We start from the raw sequence: 23,735 nt of genomic DNA, 5'->3' as shown, positions 1-23,735 counted from the left end.
TTATATATTGTTAGGAGGTAATGAACATGGCAAGCACAATGACTCCATATTTCGGAATCGTCGTTTCATTAATCGCATACGGAATCGGAACATTATTATTCAAGCATTCAAAAGGGTTCTTCCTATTTACACCATTATTCGTAGCGATGGTATTAGGGATTGTCTTTCTAAAGGTAGGTAACTTTACTTTTGAAGAATATAATACTGGTGGAAAAATGATTAGTTTCTTCTTAGAGCCAGCAACAATTGCATTCGCTATCCCACTATATAAACAAGTTGATAAGTTGAAAAAATATTGGTGGCAAATTTTATCAGCTATCGTGGTTGGATCTATTTGTTCAGTAATTGTCGTGTTCATTGTTGCAAAAGCAATCGGTTTAGATACAGCAGTAATGAATTCAATGCTACCACAAGCAGCAACAACAGCAATTGCGTTACCAATTTCAGAAAGTATTGGTGGTATTCCTGCAATTACATCGTTTGCGGTTATTTTCAACGCAGTTATCGTATACGCATTAGGAGCATTATTCTTAAAAACATTTAGAGTGAAGCATCCGATTGCAAAAGGTTTAGCACTTGGAACAGCGGGCCATGCATTAGGAGTTGCAGTAGGAATTGAAATGGGTGAGGTAGAGGCAGCGATGGCAAGTATCGCTGTAACGGTAGTTGGGGTTGTAACAGTAGTTGTCATCCCGATGTTCATGCCATTCATTGGATAGTAAAACTTACTTAAAAAATAAGAAAAGCAAGCTATTTGTAGGACAGATTTCTACTGATAGCTTGCTTTTTATGTTACAGTAGTGGTAAGACCTATTTAAAAAAATGTAAGTTTCCTTAAATCTTCATTAATACTATGTAGAATACGTTTTGAATTAGGTCATTGTATTGTAAAATAAGAAGTAAGCTACTATATACCTGTTAAGGTAGGCATATAATGAGTTTATAAAAATCTTAATATGAATGAATAATTAAAAGTAGAAAAGAGAGAGAAATCTACTTATTAACGTTTTAGTTTATAGGACAGGAGAGAGTATTCGTCGATTATGCAAATAAAAAACCTGTTTCAAAGCAAAGGATTTCAGAGGTTACTCGTATTAGTAATACTTGCTCTCGTGTTATACGGGCTGCAAAGTATGTTGAATTTAATATTAATTACGTTTATTCTCACGTATTTAATGGATCGATTCCAAAAGTTTATTTCCCGCAAATTAGATCATTTCATGCCTATTAATCGAAAAATTATTATAGCATTTCTATATGTAATGTTAATTGGTGGAATTGCTATTACACTATTTAAATATTTACCAGTATTAACGATACAAATTTCACAATTGATTTACCAATTCAATGTATTTTTAAGAAACCCACCAGATAGTGAACTAATTAAGTATGCAGTTAATGCTGTCAATCATATGGAGCTTTCTAAATATGTAGGACAAGGCGTAGACATTTTGTATAAATCAATTACGAATGTTGGTAAATTTGGTCTTCAAGTTTTACTTTCTTTAATTTTGAGTTTGTTTTTCTTACTAGAAAAATCTCGTATTGTTGGTTTTACTGCAAAGTTTAAAGAAAGCAGGCTTGCAATTTTCTATACTGAAATTGAGTACTTCGGTAAGAAATTTGCACGTTCATTCGGAAAAGTAATCGAAGCACAATTTTTAATTGCAGTTGTTAACTGTGTTTTATCCGTGATTGCACTATGGATATTAGGATTCCCGCAATTATTAGGTTTAGCATTAATGATTTTCTTGCTTGGATTAATTCCAGTAGCGGGGGTTATCATTTCGTTATTCCCACTTTGTATGATTGCTTACAATATTGGCGGTATTATGTACGTTGTTTATATTTTAGTTATCGTAACAGTGATTCATGCGCTTGAAAGTTACGTATTAAATCCGAAGTTTATGTCGCAAAAAACAAATTTACCGATTTTCTATACTTTTATGGTATTAATTTTCTCAGAGCACTTCTTAGGTGTATGGGGACTGATTATCGGTATTCCAATCTTCATTTTCTTACTAGATGTTTTAGACGTGACAAGTGATGAAATTGAGAAGGATGTTGGAACAAAATAAAGTGAAGTAGAGAAAAAGCATCGATGTTCGATGCTTTTTCTTTTATAACATTATGTTTCTTATGCCATACTGTAAGGAGAATATAGAATAGGGGTGAAGTAATGGCTGTAAATGAAAAGGTAGAATTGGCTACATTTGCTGGAGGGTGTTTCTGGTGTATGGTTTCTCCATTTGAAGAGATGGAGGGAATTATACAGGTTGTTTCAGGTTATACAGGCGGTCATAAAGAGGACCCAACGTATAAAGAAGTGTGCTCAGAAACAACAGGACATTATGAAGCAGTACAAATTACATTTGATGCAAATAAAATGCCGTATGAGGAATTGTTAAATATATATTGGAGACAAATTGATCCGACTGATATTGGGGGACAATTCCACGACCGCGGGCAGTCTTATGAAACGGTGATTTTTTATCATAATGAAGAACAACATAAAAAAGCTGAGGCCTCAAAAGAAGAGCTTGAGCAGAGTGGACGCTTTTCAAAACCAATTGCGACAAAAATACTACCAGCAGCTACATTTTATCCAGCTGAAGAATATCACCAAGGATATCATAAGAAAAACACATTCCGCTATGAGTTATATCGTAAAGGCTCAGGACGAGATGCTTTTATTAAGCAACATTGGCCAAAGGATAATGCTCATTTAAAAGAAAAACTCAATGAGATGCAGTTTTATGTAACACAGGAAAATGGTACAGAACCACCATTTCGAAATGAGTATTGGAACCATAAAGAGGAAGGTCTTTATGTAGACATCGTTTCAGGTGAGCCGCTGTTTACTTCTCTAGACAAATTTGATAGTGGATGTGGATGGCCTAGTTTTACAAAACCAGTTATGTCAGCAAGTGTGAAAGAAAAGATGGATGTGAGTCATAATATGACACGTACAGAAGTGAGAAGTAAAGAAGGAGACTCACATCTTGGGCACGTATTTCCAGACGGTCCAGGACCAAATGGCCTTCGTTACTGTATTAATTCCGCAGCTCTTCGATTTATTCCAAAAGAGGAATTAGAGAAAGAAGGCTATGGCGATTTCCTAATCTTGTTTGGAAATAAAAAATAACCTCGCAGTTAGCGAGGTTATTTTTTTGTTATTTTACTTTTTTCTTTTTGAACTTGCTTAATACTTCATAAACGATTGGAACAATAAGAAGTGTTAATAACGTTGAACTTGTTAATCCACCAATTACTGTTACACCAAGTCCTTTAGAAATTAAGCCACTACCTTCAAATCCTAATGCAAGCGGGATAAGAGCACCGATTGTTGCAATTGCAGTCATTAAAATTGGACGAAGGCGTGTTGCACCAGCTTCTAATAAAGCTTCACGTGTTGATAGACCTTCATTTTCTTTATGAATAACGCGGTCGATAAGCACGATTGCGTTTGTTACAACGATACCGATTAACATAAGCGCACCAATCATTGCAGATACACTTAATGTTTCACCAGAGATTAATAAGGCAACAAGAGCCCCAATAATTGTGAATGGTAGCGAGAATAAAATTGCGAATGGTGCAAGAGCACCGCCAAATGTAACGACAAGAACGAAGTATACAATGGCAATCGCAGCTAACATCGCTAAGCCCAGTTGTTTGAATGATTCTTCAATATCTTTAGTAACACCGCCCATAGAAACATCTACACCGGAAGGAAGATCCATTTTATCTACTTCTTTTTGGACTGCAGCAGATGCTTTTGAAACGTCATCAGATGTTAGTTTTGCACTAACCTCTGCATAAACACGTCCATCTCGGTGTGTTACTGTATTCGATGTTTCACCTTCTTTTACAGTCATAACATCTTTCACAGCTACTTCATTACCAAGTGGTGTTGTAATTTTGCGATTTGTTAAGTCATCGATTGTTTCATAATTTTGTTTTTCAGCTTCTACATATACATTGATATCTTTACCGTCTTTTTTAATTGTTGTCAGAACAGGGCGATCATGTTGATTAGAAAGTCCCATTCCAATTTGAGCAGCCGTTAAGCCCATTTTACTTAGCTTTTCTTGATCTGCGACTAAAGTGTACTCTGCATATGTTTTTGCAATACTAGAATCTATATCTTTTAAGTCTTTATTTTTCTTCATGATATTTTGAATATCTTTTACGACAGGCTTAATGTCTTCTGAGCTATCTCCGTAAACGTATAGTTTAATTTCATTACTACCGCCACTTGCTCCGAAGTCTTGGTTTTTCCATTCGCCTTTGCCAGACATCTTCTGTAAATCTTTAACGACTTGTTCTTTCTCTTTTTCGAAGTTTTTCGTGTCGTTATCATATTGCACGAAGAACATTGCTTGGTTTGATTGACCAGGACTCATTGGATTCTCTCCACCTAATGAGAACTGAATTGTTTTGACGTCTTTATTATCTTGGAAGTGCTTCTCAGCTTTTGTTGCAATTTTTTCAACGTCTTCTAACGTTTGACCTGGTTCAGGATTATATGTTGCAATAATCATTTTTTCTTCTTCAGAAGGTAAGAAACTTACACCGATAACTGGTACAAGTGCAAGACTACCAACCAATAGAAGGACAGCGATACTTGATGTAATAATTTTGTGATTTAAAGCCCATGCAAGTATGCGTTTATAACCATTTGCTAATTTACTTGGTTTTTCTTCATGATGTACTTCTTTTTCCCTCATACTCTCTTTCTTAAATAAAGAGTGAGCTAGCATCGGTACGATTGTAACAGCTACTAGTAATGATGCTAATAAAGCGAAGACGATAGTTAAGGCAAATGGTAAGAACATTTCACCAATCATACCTTTTACTAGTCCAAGTGGTAAAAATACAGCAATTGTTACAATGGTAGAAGACATAATTGGGATAAACATTTCTTTCGTAGCTTCACGAATTAAATCTTTTCCGCGCAATTTCTCTTCTGATAACGACATACGTCGGTAAATATTTTCAATAACAACAATTGAGTCATCGACAACGCGGCCTATAGCAACGGTCATTGCTCCAAGTGTCATAATGTTAAGCGTAATATCCATTTGCTTTATGACTAAAACAGCAATTAATAAAGAAAGTGGTATTGAAACGACAGAGATTAACGTTGTTCGAATATTTCGTAGGAACAGCATAATAATAACAATCGCAAAGATAGCACCGAAAATTGCTTTGCTTAGCATTGTTTCAACTGATTTTTCAATAGGTGCACCTTGGTCGAATGTTGAAATGATCTCTAAATCTTTATATTTTTTCTCAAGATCTTTTACTTTATCTTTTACTGCATTTACAACATCAACTGTATTTGCATCAGAGGCCTTCACAATTTGAATTCCAATTGCTTCTTTTCCATTTGTTCGAGAAATGGATTCTGCTTTCCCAATTTCTTTAATGTCAGCAATTTCGTCTAATGTAACTGTTGGAATCCCGTTCATAGCAGCTGGATTCATTTGCGGCGTTTGTGCACCAGCGCCAGCATTTTGACTACCTTGACCGTTAGGTGAGGAAGGTATAGCTGGAATTTTAAGTTCTTTTAATGCTTTAATCGTTGTAATATTGCCATCTACAACAACTGATTTTTCCGTGTCTTTAAATGTGTATAAGCCAAGTGGTAAAGATACATCCGATCCCTTAATCACATTTTTTACAGTATCTTCACTTAGTCCTAGTTCTTTCATTTTATCTTTCTTGAAGACAAGCTGTACTTCATCTACTTGTTGGCCAGCAATTTGGACAGATGCAACACCATCAAGTCCTTTTAATCCTGGTACAACATTTTTTTCTACATTTTCAGTTAAGGTAGCTAAAGATTCATTCTTGCTTGCTACGCTTAACGAAATAACTGGGAAAGCATTGAAGTTTACTCGTGAAACTTTAGGATCTTTAACACCTTCTGGGAGTTTTACATTTGTGAGAGCTTCTTTAATTTCTGTTTCTGCTTTTTCCATATTTTTATCAAAATCGTATTCTACTTGAATAGAAGATGCGTTTTGAAAAGATGATGAGCTTACAACGTTAACACCGCTTAAATTTTGTAGTTGTTCTTCCATCGGCTTTGAAACTTTATCAGCTACTTCTTCTGGTGTAGCACCAGGATAGACCGTAGTTACTGTTACAATCGGTGTTGTAATATCAGGAATTGTTTCCAGCTTCATATTGAGTCCAGAGTAGATCCCTGCAATAGTAACAATAATGGTTAGTAGCCAAACTGCGAACTTATTTTTTAACGAGAAATTGATGATTTTGTTCATGTTTGCGCTCCCTTTTTATTGTATTGACCAACTGGTCAGTCTAATACATAATATAACTGACCAGTTGGTCAATCGTCAATAAAAAGAGATGGTATAATACATTTATAATAAGATGCGAGATTAAATTTAGGAGAGAAGATATGAAAGAAAAAGAGCGTTTAATTATAGAAGCGGCTATGAAGTTATTTGCGACTAAGGGTGTAAATGCAACGTCGGTACAAGAAATCGTCACCACTTGTGGTATTTCAAAGGGAGCTTTTTATTTGTATTTTAAATCAAAAGATGAGCTTTTATTAGCGACGCTTCGATATTATTATGACAAAATCCAAAAGAAAATGCTGGATATTGAAAAAGAGTCTTTACTACCACGTGAAAAATTTGAAAAGCAATTATACTTTCAGTTTACTGATGTGCAAAAACATAAAGAATTTATTATTATGCATGCAAGAGAAAATGCCATTCCGTTTAATAAAGAAGTAGAAGAGTTTATGCTACGGATGAAGTTAGAATCTCATGCATTTTATCGAGGTAGCTTACTGTCTATTTATGGTGAAAAGGTCAGTCCATATTTATTAGATTTAGTAATTATGGTAGAAGGTATATGCCATGGTTATTTACAATTAATTATTTTAAATGAACCAGAAATTGATTTCGCTCATGTTGCTTCATTTATTTTAAAAAGAGTAGATGATTTAGTAGAAGGGCTTCTAGAATCTTCAGAAGGGCCTGTTTTAAATGAAGAAAAAATGGGAGAGTTTTTTTGTAGCTCAGAGCTTATTAAAGAACAAGTGAAAGAGCATTTTTTAAATGAAATTATTATATTAAAACGAACATTAGCAGACCAACTAGAAAATGATGAGGTTTTAGTTACTTTAGATGTTTTAGAATCCGAAATGAGAGTGCCGAATCCAAGGATTCCAGTTATTCGAGGGATGTTAGCGAATTTAGAAGCGTATAATGATTTGAAGGATTTTAGATTGAGATTAGCTCGATATTACTATATAAATTAAGGCTTTAATCAGTGGGGGTTCATTCCCACTGATTAAATTTGAAAATAGTTTTTATTTTACATTTTGAAATTTATACATGTCACCATAAGCGTTGGTGTCGTTGTATATAAACAATACAATATCTGCATTTTGTTCTTCTAGTTGCTGCTTCACACTTTTTCCTTGCGTGTAACGAGGGTCAATAAAAGTTGTTTTAGCAAAATTACGTGCAAATAAAGGATATGTAGCATCAGCATACGAATCTTTTAAGATAACAAGGTGTAAATCATTGTCCGCCTTTGTATTAATGATATTTATTTCAGGGAAATCTGTTTGATAAACATTAGCATATCCAGGAGCAGGAATATCTTTTTCTTTTCCATAAAACTGATTCATTGATTCCTTAGCGGTATCATCTTTAATAGCGCCGTAGTAAACTGTGTAGTCGTCCCAAGATTCACCGAAATTATAGTGGACATATGGAATTTGTACGGATGAAGTATCGATTAAGCGGTACAATTGATTATTCCAGCTACCAACAAACTTTCCTTTCGGTTTTTCCCAGTTAATAGTGTAGTTGTCTTTCTTTATTGGTTGTCCTTTATATTTGTTTGAATGAGAATTAATAAAGTTCATCGTATCCTCATATGCATAAAAGGCACCTTCCATATTCCAATGATGATCTGTAGTTAAATACATTCGTTCTAGTTTTTCGTTAGTAAATCTTTCTTTAAACATTGGTAATACATCAATAATATGGAATTTCGTTGCTGTCAATTTCTCAGCAAGGTGATCCCTAAGAATTTGTTCGTAACCAAGATTTAGGTAAGAGGGAAGCTTATACTGTAACGCTGTCTGCTTACTAGGAACTAAAGAGAAATAGAATTCTGTTTGTGGAAAATCTTTTTTCAAAGTGTTTAATTCCTGAACACCAGCATCAACATCATTTAAATGATTTTCCATATTAGGTCTATTAAAAATAAATTGATCGTTTGTAACATGAATGTTGTTTACGAATGTTCGATTCATAGAGAGTTGGAATTTTATATAGCTTTCAAGAAAGAGATCCCTAGGTCCAACATGGTCTGTAAAGTGTGTTTCGATACCTTTGAATAACTCTCCAGTTTTTATGGTAGAAGCATTTACAGCAGGTCTAATTGCTAAGTTTCTGTTTTCAAATTCAGAAAATGTTTTTTTATCTATAAGGATAACTTTTGCTGTCCAAATACCCACCCCAAAAATAACTGTAAGGAACCCCATTATTAAAGTGAGGTTTTGAAATTTTTTCATAGTGAACCTCCTTTAAAAACGGAAATAAATAAATGGATTATAAGTTGCATTTGTTAGGAATACTAAAACAATGACTAGAATACTTAAATAATATACTGGCGATAAAACAGCAAATCTTTTTGTCGATAACATTTTTTGTAACCATGGGAATACGGGTGCTGCAGTAATAATAGCTAATAAGAAAATTCCCCAATAATTCATTATATAGAAGTAACTGTTAATATCTGTTAACGGACCGTTAAATCCGAACATGGATTTTAGGAATTCAAAGCAATAACTGAAGTTATCTGCACGGAAAAACACCCATCCAATAATAACTAAAAACATCACGTAAATATGTTGAAGAGGACTCCATAATTTTTGAAGTAGGTTTTCGAGTCTAGCTTTTTCAAGTGCAATTAGAACCCCATAATAAATACCCCAAATCATAAAGGTCCAACTAGCACCATGCCAAAAACCGGTTAGTCCCCATACAATGAAGAGGTTACGGTAAACTTTCCAAGTTGTAACGCGATTTCCTCCAAGTGGAATATAGACATAATCACGGAACCAAGAACCGAGCGAAATATGCCAACGACGCCAAAATTCAGAAATGGATTTTGAGATATATGGATAATTAAAGTTTTCTAGAAAATCAAATCCAAACATCTTACCTAATCCAATTGCCATGTCACTATATCCAGAAAAATCAAAGTAAATTTGTAGCGTATAGGCAATGGCTCCCATCCAAGCTAATGATACACTCATATCAGAAGGATTCATTGCGAAGATCTCATCGGCTATAACACCTAATTGGTTAGCGATTAAAACTTTTTTACCTAAACCAATAATAAATCGGCGGACACCTTCAGAGAATTTGTCGGCATCAACAGTTCGCTCGTGTAATTGATGAGAAATTGTATTATAACGAACAATTGGTCCTGCTACTAACTGTGGAAATACAGTAAAGTATAAGGCCAAATCAAAGATATTTCGTTGAGCATCGACTTTTTTCTTATAAATATCGATAATATAACTCATCGCATGGAACGTGAAAAATGAAATACCAATTGGTAAAGGTATTTTTTCAAGAACAATATGGGTATGTAAGATAGAGTTAATATTATCTACTAAAAAGTTTGCATATTTAAAATATCCTAAAATAGCGGTGTTCATTACAATTGCAAACGTTAGTAATAATTTTCTTTGACCATTTGTGAAGCGACTATTCCCTAATAAAATCCCAAACCAATAGTTAACAAGGATAGAGAACAGCATTAGGAAAACATAAATGGGTTCGCCCCAAGCATAAAATACTAAACTAAAAAATAATAAAACTATATTTTGTAGTTCTTTGCGTACAGCATAATAAATTAAGAGTACGGCAGGTAAAAATAAACATAAAAAGACAAGGTTACTAAATACCATTTCAATTAATTCCTTTCCTATTTTATCTAAATAATACCAAAAATATCATTGAAATGTAATAATTTAAAAACTAGGATATGATTAACATATTTAATTTTTATATTGTGGGACATATAAAAAATCCTTGTTTATAAAAAAAGGCCGTCCCTAAATATTTTTAGGAACGGCTTTTTTACCAATATGAAATAATTTAGTTATTTTTTTCTGACCATTTTTCAACATCCCAAACCTTTGTGATCCAATCTTCATAGAATTCCGGTTCGTGACATACAAGGAGAATTGTTCCTTTATATGCTTTCATAGCCTTCTTAAGTTCTTCTTTTGCTGTAACATCAAGATGGTTTGTCGGCTCATCAAATAGTAGCCAGTTACTTTCTTCACCCATTAACTTACATAAACGAACTTTTGCTTGTTCTCCGCCACTTAATTGACTTAATGGGCGAGAAATATGTTCATTTTTTAATCCGCATTTTGCTAACATCGCACGAATTTGATGCTGGTCTAGGCCAGGGAATGTATTCCATACATCATCAATTGGTGTTATATTATCAGCTTTAACTTCTTGCTCAAAGTATGCAGGCTCTAAGAAGTCACCAAGACTTGTTTTACCGTTTAAAGGTTTAATTTTACCTAAGATTGTTTTTAGTAACGTTGATTTACCAACACCATTACATCCAACAATAGCAATTTTTTCACCACGCTCAATTGTCATTGATAGCTTTGGTAGTAGCGGATGTGTATATCCGATTTCTACATTTTCACCTTCAAAGACGAAGCGACTACTTGCACGACTTTCTTTAAATGAGAATTCAGGTTTAATTGCTGTTTCCGGACGATCAATAAGTTCCATACGATCAAGTTGTTTTTGACGACTCTTTGCACGACCTGTCGTTGAATAACGAGCCTTGTTCTTTGCAATGAAGTCTTCTTGCTTTTTGATAAACTCACGCTGCTTTTCATAAGCGTTTATATGTTGATTTTTATTGATTTCTGCTAGTTCTAGGAATTTTTCATATGTCGCTGTATAGCGCGTCATTTTTGTGAATTCTAGATGGAAAATAACATCAACACATTTGTTCATAAATTCTGTATCATGAGAAATTAATAAGAATGCATGTGGATATTCTTTTAAATAAGTTGTTAACCAATGAATATGTTCAACGTCTAAATAGTTAGTAGGTTCATCAAGCAATAACACTTCTGGTTGTTCAAGTAATAGCTTTGCAAGCAATACTTTTGTACGTTGTCCACCACTTAGTGCTGAAACATCACGATCTAAACCAATAGCATCAATTCCAAGACCACGTGCAGCCTCTTCAATTTTCATATCTAGTAAATAGAAACCACCTGCTTCAAGTGCATCTTGTATTTCTGCCATTTGTTCAAGAAGTTCTTCTAGTTCTTCTGGTGTAGCAGTTCCCATTTTTTCTGTAACTTCATTTAAAGCTGTTTCCTTTTCGAATAACGGTAAAAATGCATCCGCTAGTACGTCACGAATTGTACGTCCAGGTGTTAAAACCGTATGCTGATCTAAGTAACCGTAATGTGTGCCTGGTGTCCATTCTACACGACCTTCGTCATGAATAAGCTGACCAGTAATGATATTCATGAATGTTGATTTACCAACACCGTTTGCACCAACTAATCCAACGTGCTCACCTGCTAATAATCGCATAGATACATCTTTAAATAATGTACGATCGCCAAATGTATGTCCTAATTTTTCAACTGTTAATAAGCTCATAGTATCCTCCGTCCAACTTGAAATAGTACCTTGAATCATGATACTAAATTCTTTCATATAATGCCATCATTTCAAAATGTATATTTTTTCAAAAAAAGGGTTGTATTAATTTTCTGAAAATATATAATATAATTGAACAGTGGTTAATTAAATGTGTGAGGTATGAAATATGTCGCCAAGGAAAGCCGTTAAACAAGAACTAACAAGAGAAATGATTATGAATGTAGCTAGGGGGCTATTTATAGCACAAGGATATCAACATACTTCAATGCGCAAAATTGCAACAGAACTTGGATATAGCCATGGTTCGATTTATTATCATTTTAAAAACAAAGCAGAGCTATTTTACGCAATGGTGGAACAGGATTTTCAATTATTAAATAAAAAGTTAGATGAAATTTGTAATCAAAAATTATCGAGAGAAGAGCAACTAAGAGCAGTTTTATTCGGTTTTATTGAATTTGGTCTAAGAAATCAGAGTCATTATGAAATTATGTTTTTAATTAAAGATGTCGAATTAAAAGAGTGTTTGGCAAATAGTCCTAATGTTAGCTATGAAAAATTTGCGAAGGTTATTTCTTCTTTATGTGATGGGAAATTAAATGCGATGATAATATGGTCTGTTTTTTTATCATTACATGGATTTGTAGCACATTATTGCAGAAGTGGTCAAACGTTTGAAGAACTACAAGGTTTGGCTAAAGTACATGTAGAGTTTATTTCAAAATCGCTTCTTATGTAAGTGATTTTCTTTTTAACATTAATTGAACGGTGGTTAATTAATTTAGGAGGGGATTTATAATGAAGAAGGCTTTAGTATTAGGTGCTTCTGGTTCAATGGGTTATGCAATTGTAAACGAATTATGTGGCCGAGGGATTCATGTAGTTGCTTTTGCAAGAAATAAGGAGAGATTAGGTGCATTATTTTCTGGGAACAAACATGTAGAAGTTGTAGCAGGCGACGTATTTATACAAGAGGATATAATGAATGCTGCTAAAGATGTTGATATTATATTTCATGCTGTAAATATTCCGTATTCAGATTGGGAGAAACAACAAGAGAAATTATTAATAAACATATTAGAGGTATCGAAACATTACGGTATCAAACTAGGAATAGTTGATAATATTTATGCGTATGGAAGGCAAGGGGAAGGGCTTGTAAAAGAAGATGCTAAAAAGAGATCACAAACAAAGAAAGGGAAGATTCGTTTACAACTTGAAGAGATGGCAAAACAAGCTAATGTACGAATGTTTATTGCTCATTTCCCAGACTTTTATGGTCCAAATGCAGAAAATACACTTGTCCATCATACATTAAAGGGAATACTTGCAAATAAAATGTCTAGCTTTGTTGGAGATAAAAAGATTGCCCGTGAATATATTTTTACACCAGATGGTGCAAAAGCGATGGTTGAATTAGCTTCACATGATGAGGCCTATGGACAAAATTGGAACATACCGGGTTATGGTGTCATTACAGGTGAGGAAATGATTCAACACATACGGGAATTAACGGGATATACCAAACGAATAATAGCTGTAAAAAGAGGAATGATCCAGTTCATTGGTCTGTTTGATAAGCAGATGAAAGAATTTGTGGAAATGCTATATTTGACGGAAAAACCAGTTGTATTAAGCGGGGAGAAATATGAGAGGTGTATCGGGGAGATACCAAAAACTTCGTATTATAATGGGCTAAAAGAAATGATTATATCTATGCAAAAAAAGGGTGTGTAAATGTTAGGATATAAAAAAGTTACTTCTACCTATAGAAGTAACTTTTTTGTTATGCCTTTTGTTTAACTTCACTAACTTTCTTTTCAGCTACAATAAAATGTGGTCTACGTTTTGTTTCATAATAAATACGACCGATATATTCACCAATAACCCCTAGGAATATGAGTTGAATACCGCCAATAAATAGTATAGCGGAAATGAGAGTAAAGTAACCAGGAACTTCCACACCACCAAGGATGATTTGAACGAACGTAGTGATTACATATAAAAGTCCAAAAATGGTTGTTAGTAATCCGAGATATATAGATAGACGTAACGGTTTATTATTGAATGAAATTACACCATCAATTCCGTAATTTAATAATTTCGAGAAGGTCCATTTACTTTCTCCATCAGAACGTAATACATTTTCATATTCAATGATTAATTCGTTATAACCAATCCAAGAGAATAAGCCCTTCGAAAATCGGTTGTATTCACTTAAAGATACTAAAGAATCCACTGCTCTTCGGCTTAAAAGTCTAAAGTCACCAATACCATCTACTAATTCAATATCTACAAATTTATTCATTACTTTATAGTAAAGACGAGAGACGAAAGAGCGAACGGGTGAATCACCAGTTCTTGTCCTTTTTGCAATGACTTGGTCGTAGCCGTCGTTATATCCTTCTAACAGTTCTTTTATTAATGTAGGAGGGTGTTGTAAGTCAGCATCCATAATAACGATTGCATCGCCTGTAGCATATTTTAAACCTGCTAACATTGCAGCTTCTTTTCCGAAGTTTCGACTAAACGATATATAGTGTACCGATGAATCTGCACTAGCTAAATCACGTAAAATATTTAAGGTATCATCTTTACTACCATCATTAACAAAAACAAATTCATAATCGGTAGTTAATTTATGAATTTCAAGAGAAGTCTCTGAATAAAAGGCACGAAGCACCTTTTCCTCATTGTAGCATGGTACTACTATTGAAAGGGTCATGTTAGGACCTCCTTAGGTGTAATTTTAAACTGGGCATGAAGTAAAAGTGAAGCAATCATCTTCAACTTTTACTTCACTTCATTTTAATAACTTTTTTTAAAACGATTTTTTAATTTTGAATATCTTTTCGTATCTCCAAGAACTAGAAGCGAGATGCAAATGATAAATGAAATGATAGAAATAACGAGACCCATTTTGAAATAAGGTGTGACGTATTTCATTTCAACTACATGTTGCCCTTTAGAAATAGGAACGCCAATAAAGGCGGAATTAGCCTTCGTAAATTCCGTTTCTTTACCGTCAACTTTTATTGACCATCCTTTACTATACGGTACCGATAAATATAGTAATCCATCCTTAGTGGAATTAATCTCACCTTTTAAGGAGTTACCTTCATAGTAAATGTTTTGTAGACTATTTTCTTTTAAAGTATTTACTTTTTTAGGGACAGTCTGATAGTTAGTACTGTTGATTTGTAAGTCTTTCAACTCATATTGACCAGGAGTAGGAATAGAAATGATTAGTTCGGTTGGCTTCGCATCTTTTCCTAAGTTGTAAACAAATTTTTCTAACGGATAAGCATAAGCTCCATCCTCATTACCTTTTATCATAGATTTGTCATTCACGGTAACTCCAAATGATTCCTTGTTTATATTTCTAATTTTAATTTCAACAAGAAGATCACCTAACATATCGTTATTATCAATAGGTACTATTATACGCCCATTTTCATGAACAGTGAGTATATCTTTCTCTTTCTCTATATTTTCCCACTTCATTTTATTTGGATTAATCTTAATTTGTTTTGAATCTAGCTGTTTTGTATTAAATTGTTTTAATGGAAGACTTCCAACATCATTTACAACTACAGCATCTAATAAAAGTTGATCTTTCTCGGCAAAATTAAGTTTTGAAAATTCTTCATCACTTATTCCAGCTTCGTATACATAGCCTAATGGTAGTGCAAATTCATTTTTATAAATGTTGTAAGGACCTACTTGTTGTAAATGCTTATAGCCATAAGGAATTTCGGTTTTATTAGCACCTTCACTTAGTACATAATATTTTACCCCTAGCATGTTCTCAAGGAATAATCGTTTATCTAACTGGAAGAACATAGATGGGCTATCATATCCTTGGAAAACATTGTACTTATTCTTCATAAAGTCATGAACATGATAATTGACTAAGCTTTGATAAGTACTTGTACCATGATAACCTTGCAACATCGGCGTATTTTTATAATTATTGTTTGGATTGATAATTCGATAAAAATCTTTATCTTGATTTTGTATATAACGAATTGCGTCAATTTCATCCTTATTATCAAGACCTGGCCCATGTAATGATTCTTTTGTCACGCCTGCTTGATTAAAGTGTTTACTAAGAGCAAAATCTGAATAGAAGTAATTAATAAATATTACATTGACGAGTACATTTAATACAATGAAACATTGTAAGGCTACTTTTGATAAATAGCGCCATAGTAATATTGTAATAATAGATAATACAGTAGTGCAAATTAAAATTTTATCAATCGTTTGTAGCGGCTGTGCGTTTATATTTACTTTTCTATAGAATGCGTAAATAAATAATGCTGTTGCTAGCAAAGGACCTATTAAAGAATTGACATTCTTTTTGTGGAGCAGCATCCAATCTAAAATGTAGGCGGCAGTTTGCGCAACCACAAATGCAAATAAGTAAAACCATCTGTATTGCATAGCAGAAAAGCCATTAAATACGGAATACGTATATGGAAGCATATATAGCACTAACATAAACCCAGTAAAGAGCAATTTATTTGTGACAAGTTTATTGCGTATTAGAAGCGCGCTAGTAATAAGGAAGAGGATGAAAACAGGGAATGCAAGCTGATAATCCTCTGTATTATTAATGAAAAAGATACTTTCCATTAAGTTTTTATAAAACGTATCTTCAAAAAATAACGGTATAGTAAATTTTGTAGCAAGTCGATCGGAACTGAATACACCATTTACAGATGGTATAAAGCAAACAGCAGATAAACCTAGTGATAAAGTATATAGAAAAGCAATTCTAATATAATAAATTATAAATGTTTTAATTGTTTTGTCCTGCTGTGTAGCGAAATATTGGAAAAAGGCATAAATATAGATAAAAATACTAGTAATGAAAGCGAAATAGAAATTTGATGCAAGCATAAGTGCTGTTGCAAACAGGAATAGTCCCTTTTTTCGCTCTAAAATATATTTATCTAATCCCCATATTACTAAAGGTAAAAATACTATAGCATCTGCCATGAAATCCCATAATAAAGAATGGCGAATGAAAGTTACACATCCTCCATATATAATGGCAGAAATGAAAGAAGAAAAAATAGTTTTATTGTGATAACGTAAAGAACCATACATGAATAACATCGCTAATGTACTTTTTAAAATACTCATATATAGCTTCATCTCAAAGATTTGGTCAAAATTTAGTTTAGGAAGTAGAAGTGTAAGCCAGAAAAATGGTGCTGTACTATAGTAATAACTAAATTCTCCGAATAAATCTCCACCTAATCCATAATCCCAAGACCAAAATAAATTCCCATCTTTAAATGCGTGTTGTAAAAGGAATGTAAAGAAACTGAATTGTGATAATGCATCTCCCGTACTAGAAAATACACTGTCTGATTTTAGGAAAAAGTAATGAAAAGCAAATGCACATATTATTAATAATGGAATAATAATAAGTGTGCTTTTACTGAAAAATGTTCTTTTATTTACTTCTGAAGTCATTAAATAAATAAGCCTCCTTAAATGCAATTGCCACATTCTTCATCTCTGGATATCGTTTTAGGATGAAGAAAAACTATGTATGAATCGGCGATTTTTAATAGTATTAATAAAGTGTTCATTTGTGCAATTTGTGTTAAATTTAGGGCGTGAATAGTTAATATTTACATGAAGAATTAACTATGAATTACCTTAATAATAGCTGTTGTACATCTAGTGCTGTTCGTTTCCAAGTATAATCATTCCAGAAAGGCAAGTCAATTTAAGATATAGATTGGAAAAGGGCTCATTTTTTAAGTGAAGAAGATAAAAATAAAAACTTCAAATTTGATTTGAAGTTTTTATTTTTATTTATTTTCGAGCCAGTTTTTTATTTATAAATCCTAAAATCAATCCGCGTATTTGTGGATCGATTGCAAGACCGATAATACCGTATAATATACCAGTAATTGTTAAAGCAACTAGTGGCGGTAAGGTAATTAATATTGTACGGTATAGAATATAGCTGATTATAAAGGCTAAGGTATTGAATATAATCCCTTTAAATAGTAAAGAGAAGCCTTTACGAACAAATAGAGTGAATCCGATTAATAACGTAATCTCGGTAAGGATAGCGGCAATAGCGGCTCCCATCATTCCAAACTGACCACCTAAGACGATGTAACTTATAACGGCAACAGCTAGTCCGATTCCCATTGTTGTTGCGCGTTTCCATTGTTGACCAATTGTCGTTAAATTATCAGCAAGTGGATAGTTAATAGATTGTAGAATGACCATAAAGGCTAAAATGGCAAGAGCATCACCAGCTGGAGCATATTCTTCACCTAATAAAGTAACAATCCAAAAGCTTGGATCAGCGATAAATGGAATGGAGATCCCCATTCCTAAGAAAGACATCAGTTTTAATTCAAACTGAGATAGTTTTCTATGTTCATCAATATTCTTTTCATTTCCAAACGCAAATAATTTTGGATAGAAGGCTGCTGCAATTACACCAGGTATTTGATAAAGGACTGCAGGTATTTTCGATGCAGCTCCAAAGAATCCAACTTGCTCATACGTCGAAACTTTTTCTAATATAATAGGGCCTAACTGTGGTAAAAGCATAATGATAATGCCATTGATTGTGAAAATCAGCAGTTGATCTAAAATTCCTTTGTCCCAGCCCTTATGAACTGTTGTATGGCGCAGTACCATTATGAAGGCGATGACTCCTGTTACAAGACTAGATATCCCGTACATGGCAGCGACTGTCATAAGTGACCATTTCAACGACATTCCTAGTAGAAGCGCAGCTGCGGCTGTTACACCTTGTAGTACAGAAATAATCGCTGTAAATTGCATACGTTCTGTTACTTGGAAATAAGCCATTCCAACGCCTTGTAAAGTTGCTCCAAACATTGTCGGTAGTACAACCCAATATACCATGGCACGTAAGTAGACATCCGTATAGAAGAACTGAGCAAAAATAGCGAAGAGTACAGAAATTACGACAGCTAATACGAAACGAATGCGTAAATAACTACTGATTAGTACGCTAATATTTGCATCCTTTCTTGTTCCTTCACGCATAAACGTATGTGTCAAACCTGCATCTGTGAAATAACAAATAACAGCGGAAACTGCTAATGCAGTTGTAAACATTCCATACTCACCAGGAGAAACGTATCTTGCAAAGAGAATCGTCGCGATAGCAAGTACAAATCGAACAGTAATATTTCCTACAAATAGGTAGGAGGCATTTTTAAGAATCTTATTTGTTTTCATGAGAAAAAACCTTTCTATTCTTTAGGACTTTTTTAGTTTGTCCTATTTGTAAATTTGATTTGTTTACGGAAAGAGAGGTGAGTACTATATTTTCGGTTTAAGAAAACAGAAATTTAATTCGCACAAACCAAAGCATTGCATATAGTTTTTTACTACGCTTTCCGTTTTTTGAATAGATTTTACGGCAATATTTCTTTATATCTTTTTTGATTAATTGAACTTGAGCATTATCCAATTGAGAGTTTTCTTTAATGTATATACAAGCATTATTGATAACCGTATAAGGGAATAAATAAGTCTCAAGAATCTCAATAAGTGACTGAGGGTCTTTCGTAATGAAGTCTTGAGATTTATTATGTACCCAGTCTTTCATACGATTGAATACTTCCAGTTCTTTAGTGGTTTTTAATTCGTAATCTTTATATTTAGAAGAAAGATTTCCTTCCGATAAGATTCTATAATATGTTAAGTATTCATCGACATAGCATACATTTGTCACACTCATTAGTTTAAATAAAAACTCCAAGTCTTCTCCCCAGCTACATCCTGGTGTAAAACGGATATTATAATTCATTGCGATAGAGCGTTTGAAAATCCAAGTACTTGTTTGAGCAACAACTTGGTGTGTTAAGAATGCTTTTGCCATATCACCTTTAATAAAGTTTGTTGTATGCTCAACCTTTTCACCTGTTTCTTCGTAGAAATTCATATAACCACAATAGCACGCGTCCATGTTGTTTTTATGCATACTCTCGATTTGTTTCTCAATTTTAGTTGGATGCCATAAGTCATCACTATCAAGGAAAGCGACATATTCTCCGCTAGCATTTTCAATCCCTGTATTACGAGCTACTGAAACACCTTGGTTTTTTTGGTGAACGTATTTTACTTGACCCGGATATTTTTCTGCAAGATTTTTTACGATAGAAGGTGATTGATCTTTACTTCCATCATCTACAATTACAATTTCAATGTTTTTATATGTTTGATCCAGTATTGACTGCATTGTTTCTTCAATATATTTTTCTGTGTTATACAGGGGTATGACAACAGAAACAAGTTGTTTTTGTTCCATCATAGAATTTTTATCTCCTCAAATTTTTTATGTCTTGCACCATATATACAAGCCTTTTGAAAGGAAGAAGATTACAAGAACATCTGTATCAGTTTAACGCATATAAACTTTGTAAATCAACTTTCTATTATTGTACTTTGTATAAAAAGTATTTATTATAGAATATATTGTCTTGTAAAAATATAGAAATATAATTTGAAAATTATGTATTTGAAGGGAGAAGATGAGATGTTAAGGCGATTTACTCGCAAATCTAATGTAATCCTTTTAGGGATTATTATGATAGTCGGTTTTGCGCTTCGTTTTGCAACTTTACAAACACATGGTGCAGATTTGACTCTAGCTAGCGATGATCTAGGCTATCAAAAAACGGCAAATATTTTATTGGAAACAGGAATGTTAACATATCATGAGCCGGATAAACCAACTATTCATATTATGCCAGGTTTTCCAGCGTTTTTAGCTACTGTATTTTACTTTTTTGGAAATGGCAATGAAGGCCTTTTTGTAGCTAAATTAATTATTATCCTATTAGGGGTACTTAGTATTTTACTAATTTATAAGATTGGTACTTATTTATTGAATCCCGCTGCAGGATTAATAGGTGCTTTCTTATTAGCTGTGTATCCTCCAGAGATTGTTGTGGAAAATTTAACTTTAACAGAAGGACCGTTTCTATTCTTTTCGTTGGGATTATTATATTGGAGCTTAAAATTAGCTGATACTCATAAAACGAAACATTTTCTAATTGTATTAATTTTCTACTTTTTAGCATTGTACTTACGCGTACAAGTTGCTTTATATCCAATACCATTATTTATATATCTCTTAATGAAGCGCTATCCATTCCGCATTATGATGAAGCAAGCGATTATAAGTATAGGAATAGGACTTATCGTACTTGGACCATGGTGGGCCCGCAATTACATTCAATTTGATAAGTTTATTCCACTAACTGCTGGGGCAGGGAATCCGTTATTACTTGGAACGTATCAAGGGAAAGGTTACCCAGAAGGTAAGAATATGGCAGAACTTGAAGTAGAATTACACGCCAAGTACCCTAATCTGGAAGCACATGAATTTATGGAATTAGAAGAAAAAATAGCGAAGGATAAAATGAAAGAATGGTGGAAAACAGATAGGAATTCCATGATAGAGAGTTATTTAATCTTGAAGCCAGAAATTATGTGGAAAAAACCGTATTATTCTATAGAGCATAATATTGAAGTATTTAATGTTTCTGCAAAGGATATGAATGAAATACATAATTTTATTAAGACGATGTTTTTAATATGTACAATACTTTCATTTATCTTCCTTTTAAAAAGGTGGAGAGAGACTACATTTTTATGGTCAATTCTTTTACTGCAAACAGCTTTAACCTGTTTTTATGCCGCATATGAAAGATATGCATTACCATTAATTCCATTTTTATTTATTATAATTGGAGTAGGAACTGTGGCAACGGTTATGAAAATTAGTAAATTATTAATTAGTAAAAAATAGTTTGAAATAAAAAAACATCTTAATTTTTTAAAGAAATTAAGATGTTTTTTTATATATATTCATATTTAAATAGAAAACTATTCGTTATCAGTTTCAGTTTGTGTTTGTGTTACGTTTAATTTTTGCTTTAATAATGTATAATCTTGCGTTAATGTTACAAGTTGATGGTGTAGCTTAGAAATTTTTCTTGTTAGGTCAAAAATTAAGATGAAACAGAATAATAATCCAAATAAGAATAAGATGGATGGTGGATATTCTACTTTTAATAGTTTTCCAATCCAATTTATAATTTTATCAGTAGAACTTAAAATAGCCATTGCAACACAAACAAAAATCCACAAAATAGCATATTTTGTTTCTAAAGCCCCGCGACGAATGGAATTAATAATTAAGAAGAATAATAACAAAATAAAGATGAATGAAAAGGTAATTATATGCATTCACTATCAACCTTTCACGATTTTTTGCATCAATATAGCAAGGCTTACTTTAATCATGTAATATGCAGATTTAAGAGGTGTGATGGAAGATTGTCCACCTTGTCGCTCTTGCATATTTACAGATATCTCATTAATGCGAAGTTTTTTCTTTTTTAAATGAATAAGAACTTCTGGCTCTGGATAATCTTTTGGATAATTGTGTGCAAAAATCGTAATTACTTCTCGATTGATAGCACGATATCCAGAAGTTGGATCCATAAATGTTTGTTTCGTTAAAACTTTCAGTAGGGCAGTAAAATAAAAAATACCGATTCTCCTTGAAATACTACCTTTGTAAGCTGTTTTTTCTGTAAAGCGTGAACCTAGCACCATATCACATTGGCCTTCAGCAATAGGCTGTATAATTTTGTATAAATCATCCGGATTATGTTGTCCATCAGCATCGAACTGAATTGCAATATCATATCCGTTCTCATATGCGTATTTATAGCCAGTTTGTACAGCTGAACCGATGCCCAGATTATATGGTAGATTAATAAGATGAACAGGGAAATTTTTTACGATTTGAGCTGTTTTATCTTGTGAGCCATCATTAATAACGCAAATGCTTAAAGCTGTAAAATGTTGTTTTAGTTCTAGTAATCTTGTTAATGTATCTGCAATTGCTTCTTCCTCATTATAGGCTGGAATAATAATCAAAGTTTTTGGTATTGAAATTGGTACCTCGATAGACATTACCGCACCACCCCTTACATATTTAACTATATTATGGTTATTTATAAACAACTTTACTTAATATACCATTAAAAGTATAAGAAAATAAAGGAAAAACTGATGGGTGATTTTAGGAGGAAGCTACTGATACAAAGGCAAGCGATAGTATTTTTTTATAATAAAAAATACATGCAAGGAAGGACCTGTGCATGTATGATGAGAAGATTATGTTAAATATTCCAAGGCTTACTTAAAGTTAAAACTTCAGCCATCTCTTTACTTTTTAAACGTCCCTTTTTTCGGTTTTCTGCGCGTTCTAAACCGGTTGTGTGTAACCAATGTTCTTCCTGAGTTTCAGGTAGTACTTGTGGTACGGACGAAGGTTTTCCATCTTTTATAGCCACAAATGTAATAAAGCAAGTAGCAGCAATTCTACGCTCGCCTGCTAATAAATTTTCTGCGATTACTTTTACGAAAACTTCCATTGAAGATTTCCCTGTATAACACACAAATGCTTCATAACAAACAGAATCAGCTTGGTGAATTGGAGTTAAAAAATCAACTGAATCAATAGATGCTGTTACGCAATGTTTACGACTATGTCTTGCAGCCGCAATTGAAGCAATACTATCAATTTCTGCTAATAATTTCCCTCCAAAAAGTGTTTGGTGATTATTTAAATCGTTAGGAAAAACACGTGTTGTCTTAATTGCTTTAGATTCTCGCATGAATTTCTTTTCCATATATTCAGCCCCTATAGTCTGTTTTCAATCAGAATAATATGTGTAAGTGGAGTACTCATATTAGATATTTAATGAAGTAAAGTGTATTCCAAAAGAGGATTATTTAAACTTCTGTATTTGTATTCATGTAACTGAAAGAAAATTTATTTTATCTAAAATGTAGTGTAAAAGAGGATTCGCTTACATTGCAAGTAAAAAGTAATGACTATGTATTCGTCATAGAAATTCCCTATCAGCCGTGTACCCATTCATGATAGAATCATTTTGTTATGAATGGAAATAG

General features: G+C 33.2%; 18 protein-coding genes. 7 read left to right on the top strand and 11 right to left on the bottom strand.

Going from position 1 to position 23,735, the window contains the following annotated elements:
• The first annotated feature begins 26 nt into the window (after nt 1-26).
• The 3 genes from lrgB to msrB all read left to right on the top strand — a co-directional run bounded on the left by lrgB (nt 27) and on the right by msrB (nt 3,145).
• A complete protein-coding gene (gene lrgB / locus QCI81_RS14025; RefSeq protein WP_000168869.1) occupies nt 27-719 on the top strand; it encodes an antiholin-like protein LrgB in 693 nt (230 codons plus the stop codon).
• Between the two features lie 324 nt (nt 720-1,043).
• Nucleotides 1,044-2,078: an AI-2E family transporter gene (locus QCI81_RS14020; RefSeq protein WP_001166009.1), complete on the top strand. Its 1,035-nt coding sequence runs from the start codon at nt 1,044-1,046 to the stop codon at nt 2,076-2,078.
• Nucleotides 2,079-2,179: 101 nt separating this feature from the next.
• Nucleotides 2,180-3,145, top strand: a complete 966-nt coding sequence (gene msrB, locus QCI81_RS14015) for a peptide-methionine (R)-S-oxide reductase MsrB (RefSeq protein ID WP_000290179.1) — start codon at nt 2,180-2,182, stop codon at nt 3,143-3,145.
• Between the two features lie 28 nt (nt 3,146-3,173).
• Here the strand turns inward: msrB and QCI81_RS14010 are convergent, their stop codons facing one another.
• On the bottom strand, nt 3,174-6,290 hold the full coding sequence (locus QCI81_RS14010) for an efflux RND transporter permease subunit (RefSeq protein WP_071731546.1): 3,117 nt from the start codon (nt 6,288-6,290) through the stop codon (nt 3,174-3,176).
• A 140-nt stretch (nt 6,291-6,430) separates the two neighbouring features.
• On the opposite strand from QCI81_RS14010, the gene QCI81_RS14005 reads away from it, so the two are divergent.
• Nucleotides 6,431-7,300: a TetR/AcrR family transcriptional regulator gene (locus QCI81_RS14005; RefSeq protein WP_353810829.1), complete on the top strand. Its 870-nt coding sequence runs from the start codon at nt 6,431-6,433 to the stop codon at nt 7,298-7,300.
• Between the two features lie 51 nt (nt 7,301-7,351).
• Here QCI81_RS14005 and QCI81_RS14000 read toward each other — a convergent pair whose 3' ends face one another.
• The 3 genes from QCI81_RS14000 to QCI81_RS13990 form a co-directional block, all read right to left on the bottom strand.
• Nucleotides 7,352-8,569, bottom strand: coding sequence for an alginate O-acetyltransferase AlgX-related protein (locus QCI81_RS14000; RefSeq protein ID WP_353810828.1), 1,218 nt, complete (start codon nt 8,567-8,569; stop codon nt 7,352-7,354).
• Nucleotides 8,570-8,581: 12 nt separating this feature from the next.
• Nucleotides 8,582-9,976: an MBOAT family O-acyltransferase gene (locus QCI81_RS13995; protein WP_353810827.1), complete on the bottom strand. Its 1,395-nt coding sequence runs from the start codon at nt 9,974-9,976 to the stop codon at nt 8,582-8,584.
• A 190-nt stretch (nt 9,977-10,166) separates the two neighbouring features.
• Nucleotides 10,167-11,720: an ABC-F family ATP-binding cassette domain-containing protein gene (locus tag QCI81_RS13990; RefSeq protein WP_016079570.1), complete on the bottom strand. Its 1,554-nt coding sequence runs from the start codon at nt 11,718-11,720 to the stop codon at nt 10,167-10,169.
• A gap of 169 nt (nt 11,721-11,889) precedes the next feature.
• On the opposite strand from QCI81_RS13990, the gene QCI81_RS13985 reads away from it, so the two are divergent.
• Nucleotides 11,890-12,462: a TetR/AcrR family transcriptional regulator gene (locus QCI81_RS13985; protein ID WP_065486003.1), complete on the top strand. Its 573-nt coding sequence runs from the start codon at nt 11,890-11,892 to the stop codon at nt 12,460-12,462.
• A 59-nt stretch (nt 12,463-12,521) separates the two neighbouring features.
• Complete coding sequence (locus tag QCI81_RS13980) at nt 12,522-13,460, top strand: NAD(P)H-binding protein (protein ID WP_098852039.1); 939 nt, start codon at nt 12,522-12,524, stop codon at nt 13,458-13,460.
• A gap of 49 nt (nt 13,461-13,509) precedes the next feature.
• On the opposite strand, the gene QCI81_RS13975 is transcribed toward QCI81_RS13980, so the two are convergent.
• From QCI81_RS13975 to QCI81_RS13960, 4 genes are all read right to left on the bottom strand, one after another.
• Entirely contained in the window at nt 13,510-14,448 is a 939-nt protein-coding gene (locus QCI81_RS13975) for a glycosyltransferase family 2 protein (RefSeq protein ID WP_043935117.1), read from the bottom strand.
• 83 nt (nt 14,449-14,531) lie between these two features.
• Nucleotides 14,532-17,210, bottom strand: a complete 2,679-nt coding sequence (locus QCI81_RS13970; protein WP_353810826.1) for a YfhO family protein — start codon at nt 17,208-17,210, stop codon at nt 14,532-14,534.
• 348 nt (nt 17,211-17,558) lie between these two features.
• Nucleotides 17,559-18,974, bottom strand: a complete 1,416-nt coding sequence (locus QCI81_RS13965; protein WP_029443701.1) for an oligosaccharide flippase family protein — start codon at nt 18,972-18,974, stop codon at nt 17,559-17,561.
• Nucleotides 18,975-19,071: 97 nt separating this feature from the next.
• Entirely contained in the window at nt 19,072-20,052 is a 981-nt protein-coding gene (locus QCI81_RS13960) for a glycosyltransferase family 2 protein (protein ID WP_043935114.1), read from the bottom strand.
• 225 nt (nt 20,053-20,277) lie between these two features.
• Between QCI81_RS13960 and QCI81_RS13955 the strand changes: the two genes are divergently transcribed.
• Nucleotides 20,278-21,555: a glycosyltransferase family 39 protein gene (locus tag QCI81_RS13955; RefSeq protein WP_353810825.1), complete on the top strand. Its 1,278-nt coding sequence runs from the start codon at nt 20,278-20,280 to the stop codon at nt 21,553-21,555.
• Between the two features lie 77 nt (nt 21,556-21,632).
• On the opposite strand, the gene QCI81_RS13950 is transcribed toward QCI81_RS13955, so the two are convergent.
• From QCI81_RS13950 to QCI81_RS13940, 3 genes are all read right to left on the bottom strand, one after another.
• Nucleotides 21,633-21,995, bottom strand: a complete 363-nt coding sequence (locus tag QCI81_RS13950; RefSeq protein ID WP_353810824.1) for a DUF2304 domain-containing protein — start codon at nt 21,993-21,995, stop codon at nt 21,633-21,635.
• Nucleotides 21,996-22,001: 6 nt separating this feature from the next.
• Nucleotides 22,002-22,730 carry a glycosyltransferase family 2 protein gene (locus tag QCI81_RS13945; protein ID WP_000021473.1) on the bottom strand — a complete coding sequence of 243 codons (729 nt, stop codon included), beginning with the start codon at nt 22,728-22,730 and terminating at the stop codon, nt 22,002-22,004.
• Nucleotides 22,731-22,939: 209 nt separating this feature from the next.
• Nucleotides 22,940-23,452: an acyl-CoA thioesterase gene (locus QCI81_RS13940; RefSeq protein WP_000412126.1), complete on the bottom strand. Its 513-nt coding sequence runs from the start codon at nt 23,450-23,452 to the stop codon at nt 22,940-22,942.
• Between the last annotated feature and the right edge of the window lie 283 nt (nt 23,453-23,735).

Source organism: Bacillus cereus group sp. MG20 (genome assembly GCF_040459885.1).
GTDB classification, from domain to species: Bacteria; Bacillota; Bacilli; order Bacillales; family Bacillaceae_G; genus Bacillus_A; species Bacillus_A cereus.
This window is presented reverse-complemented; position numbering and strand designations above follow the sequence as displayed.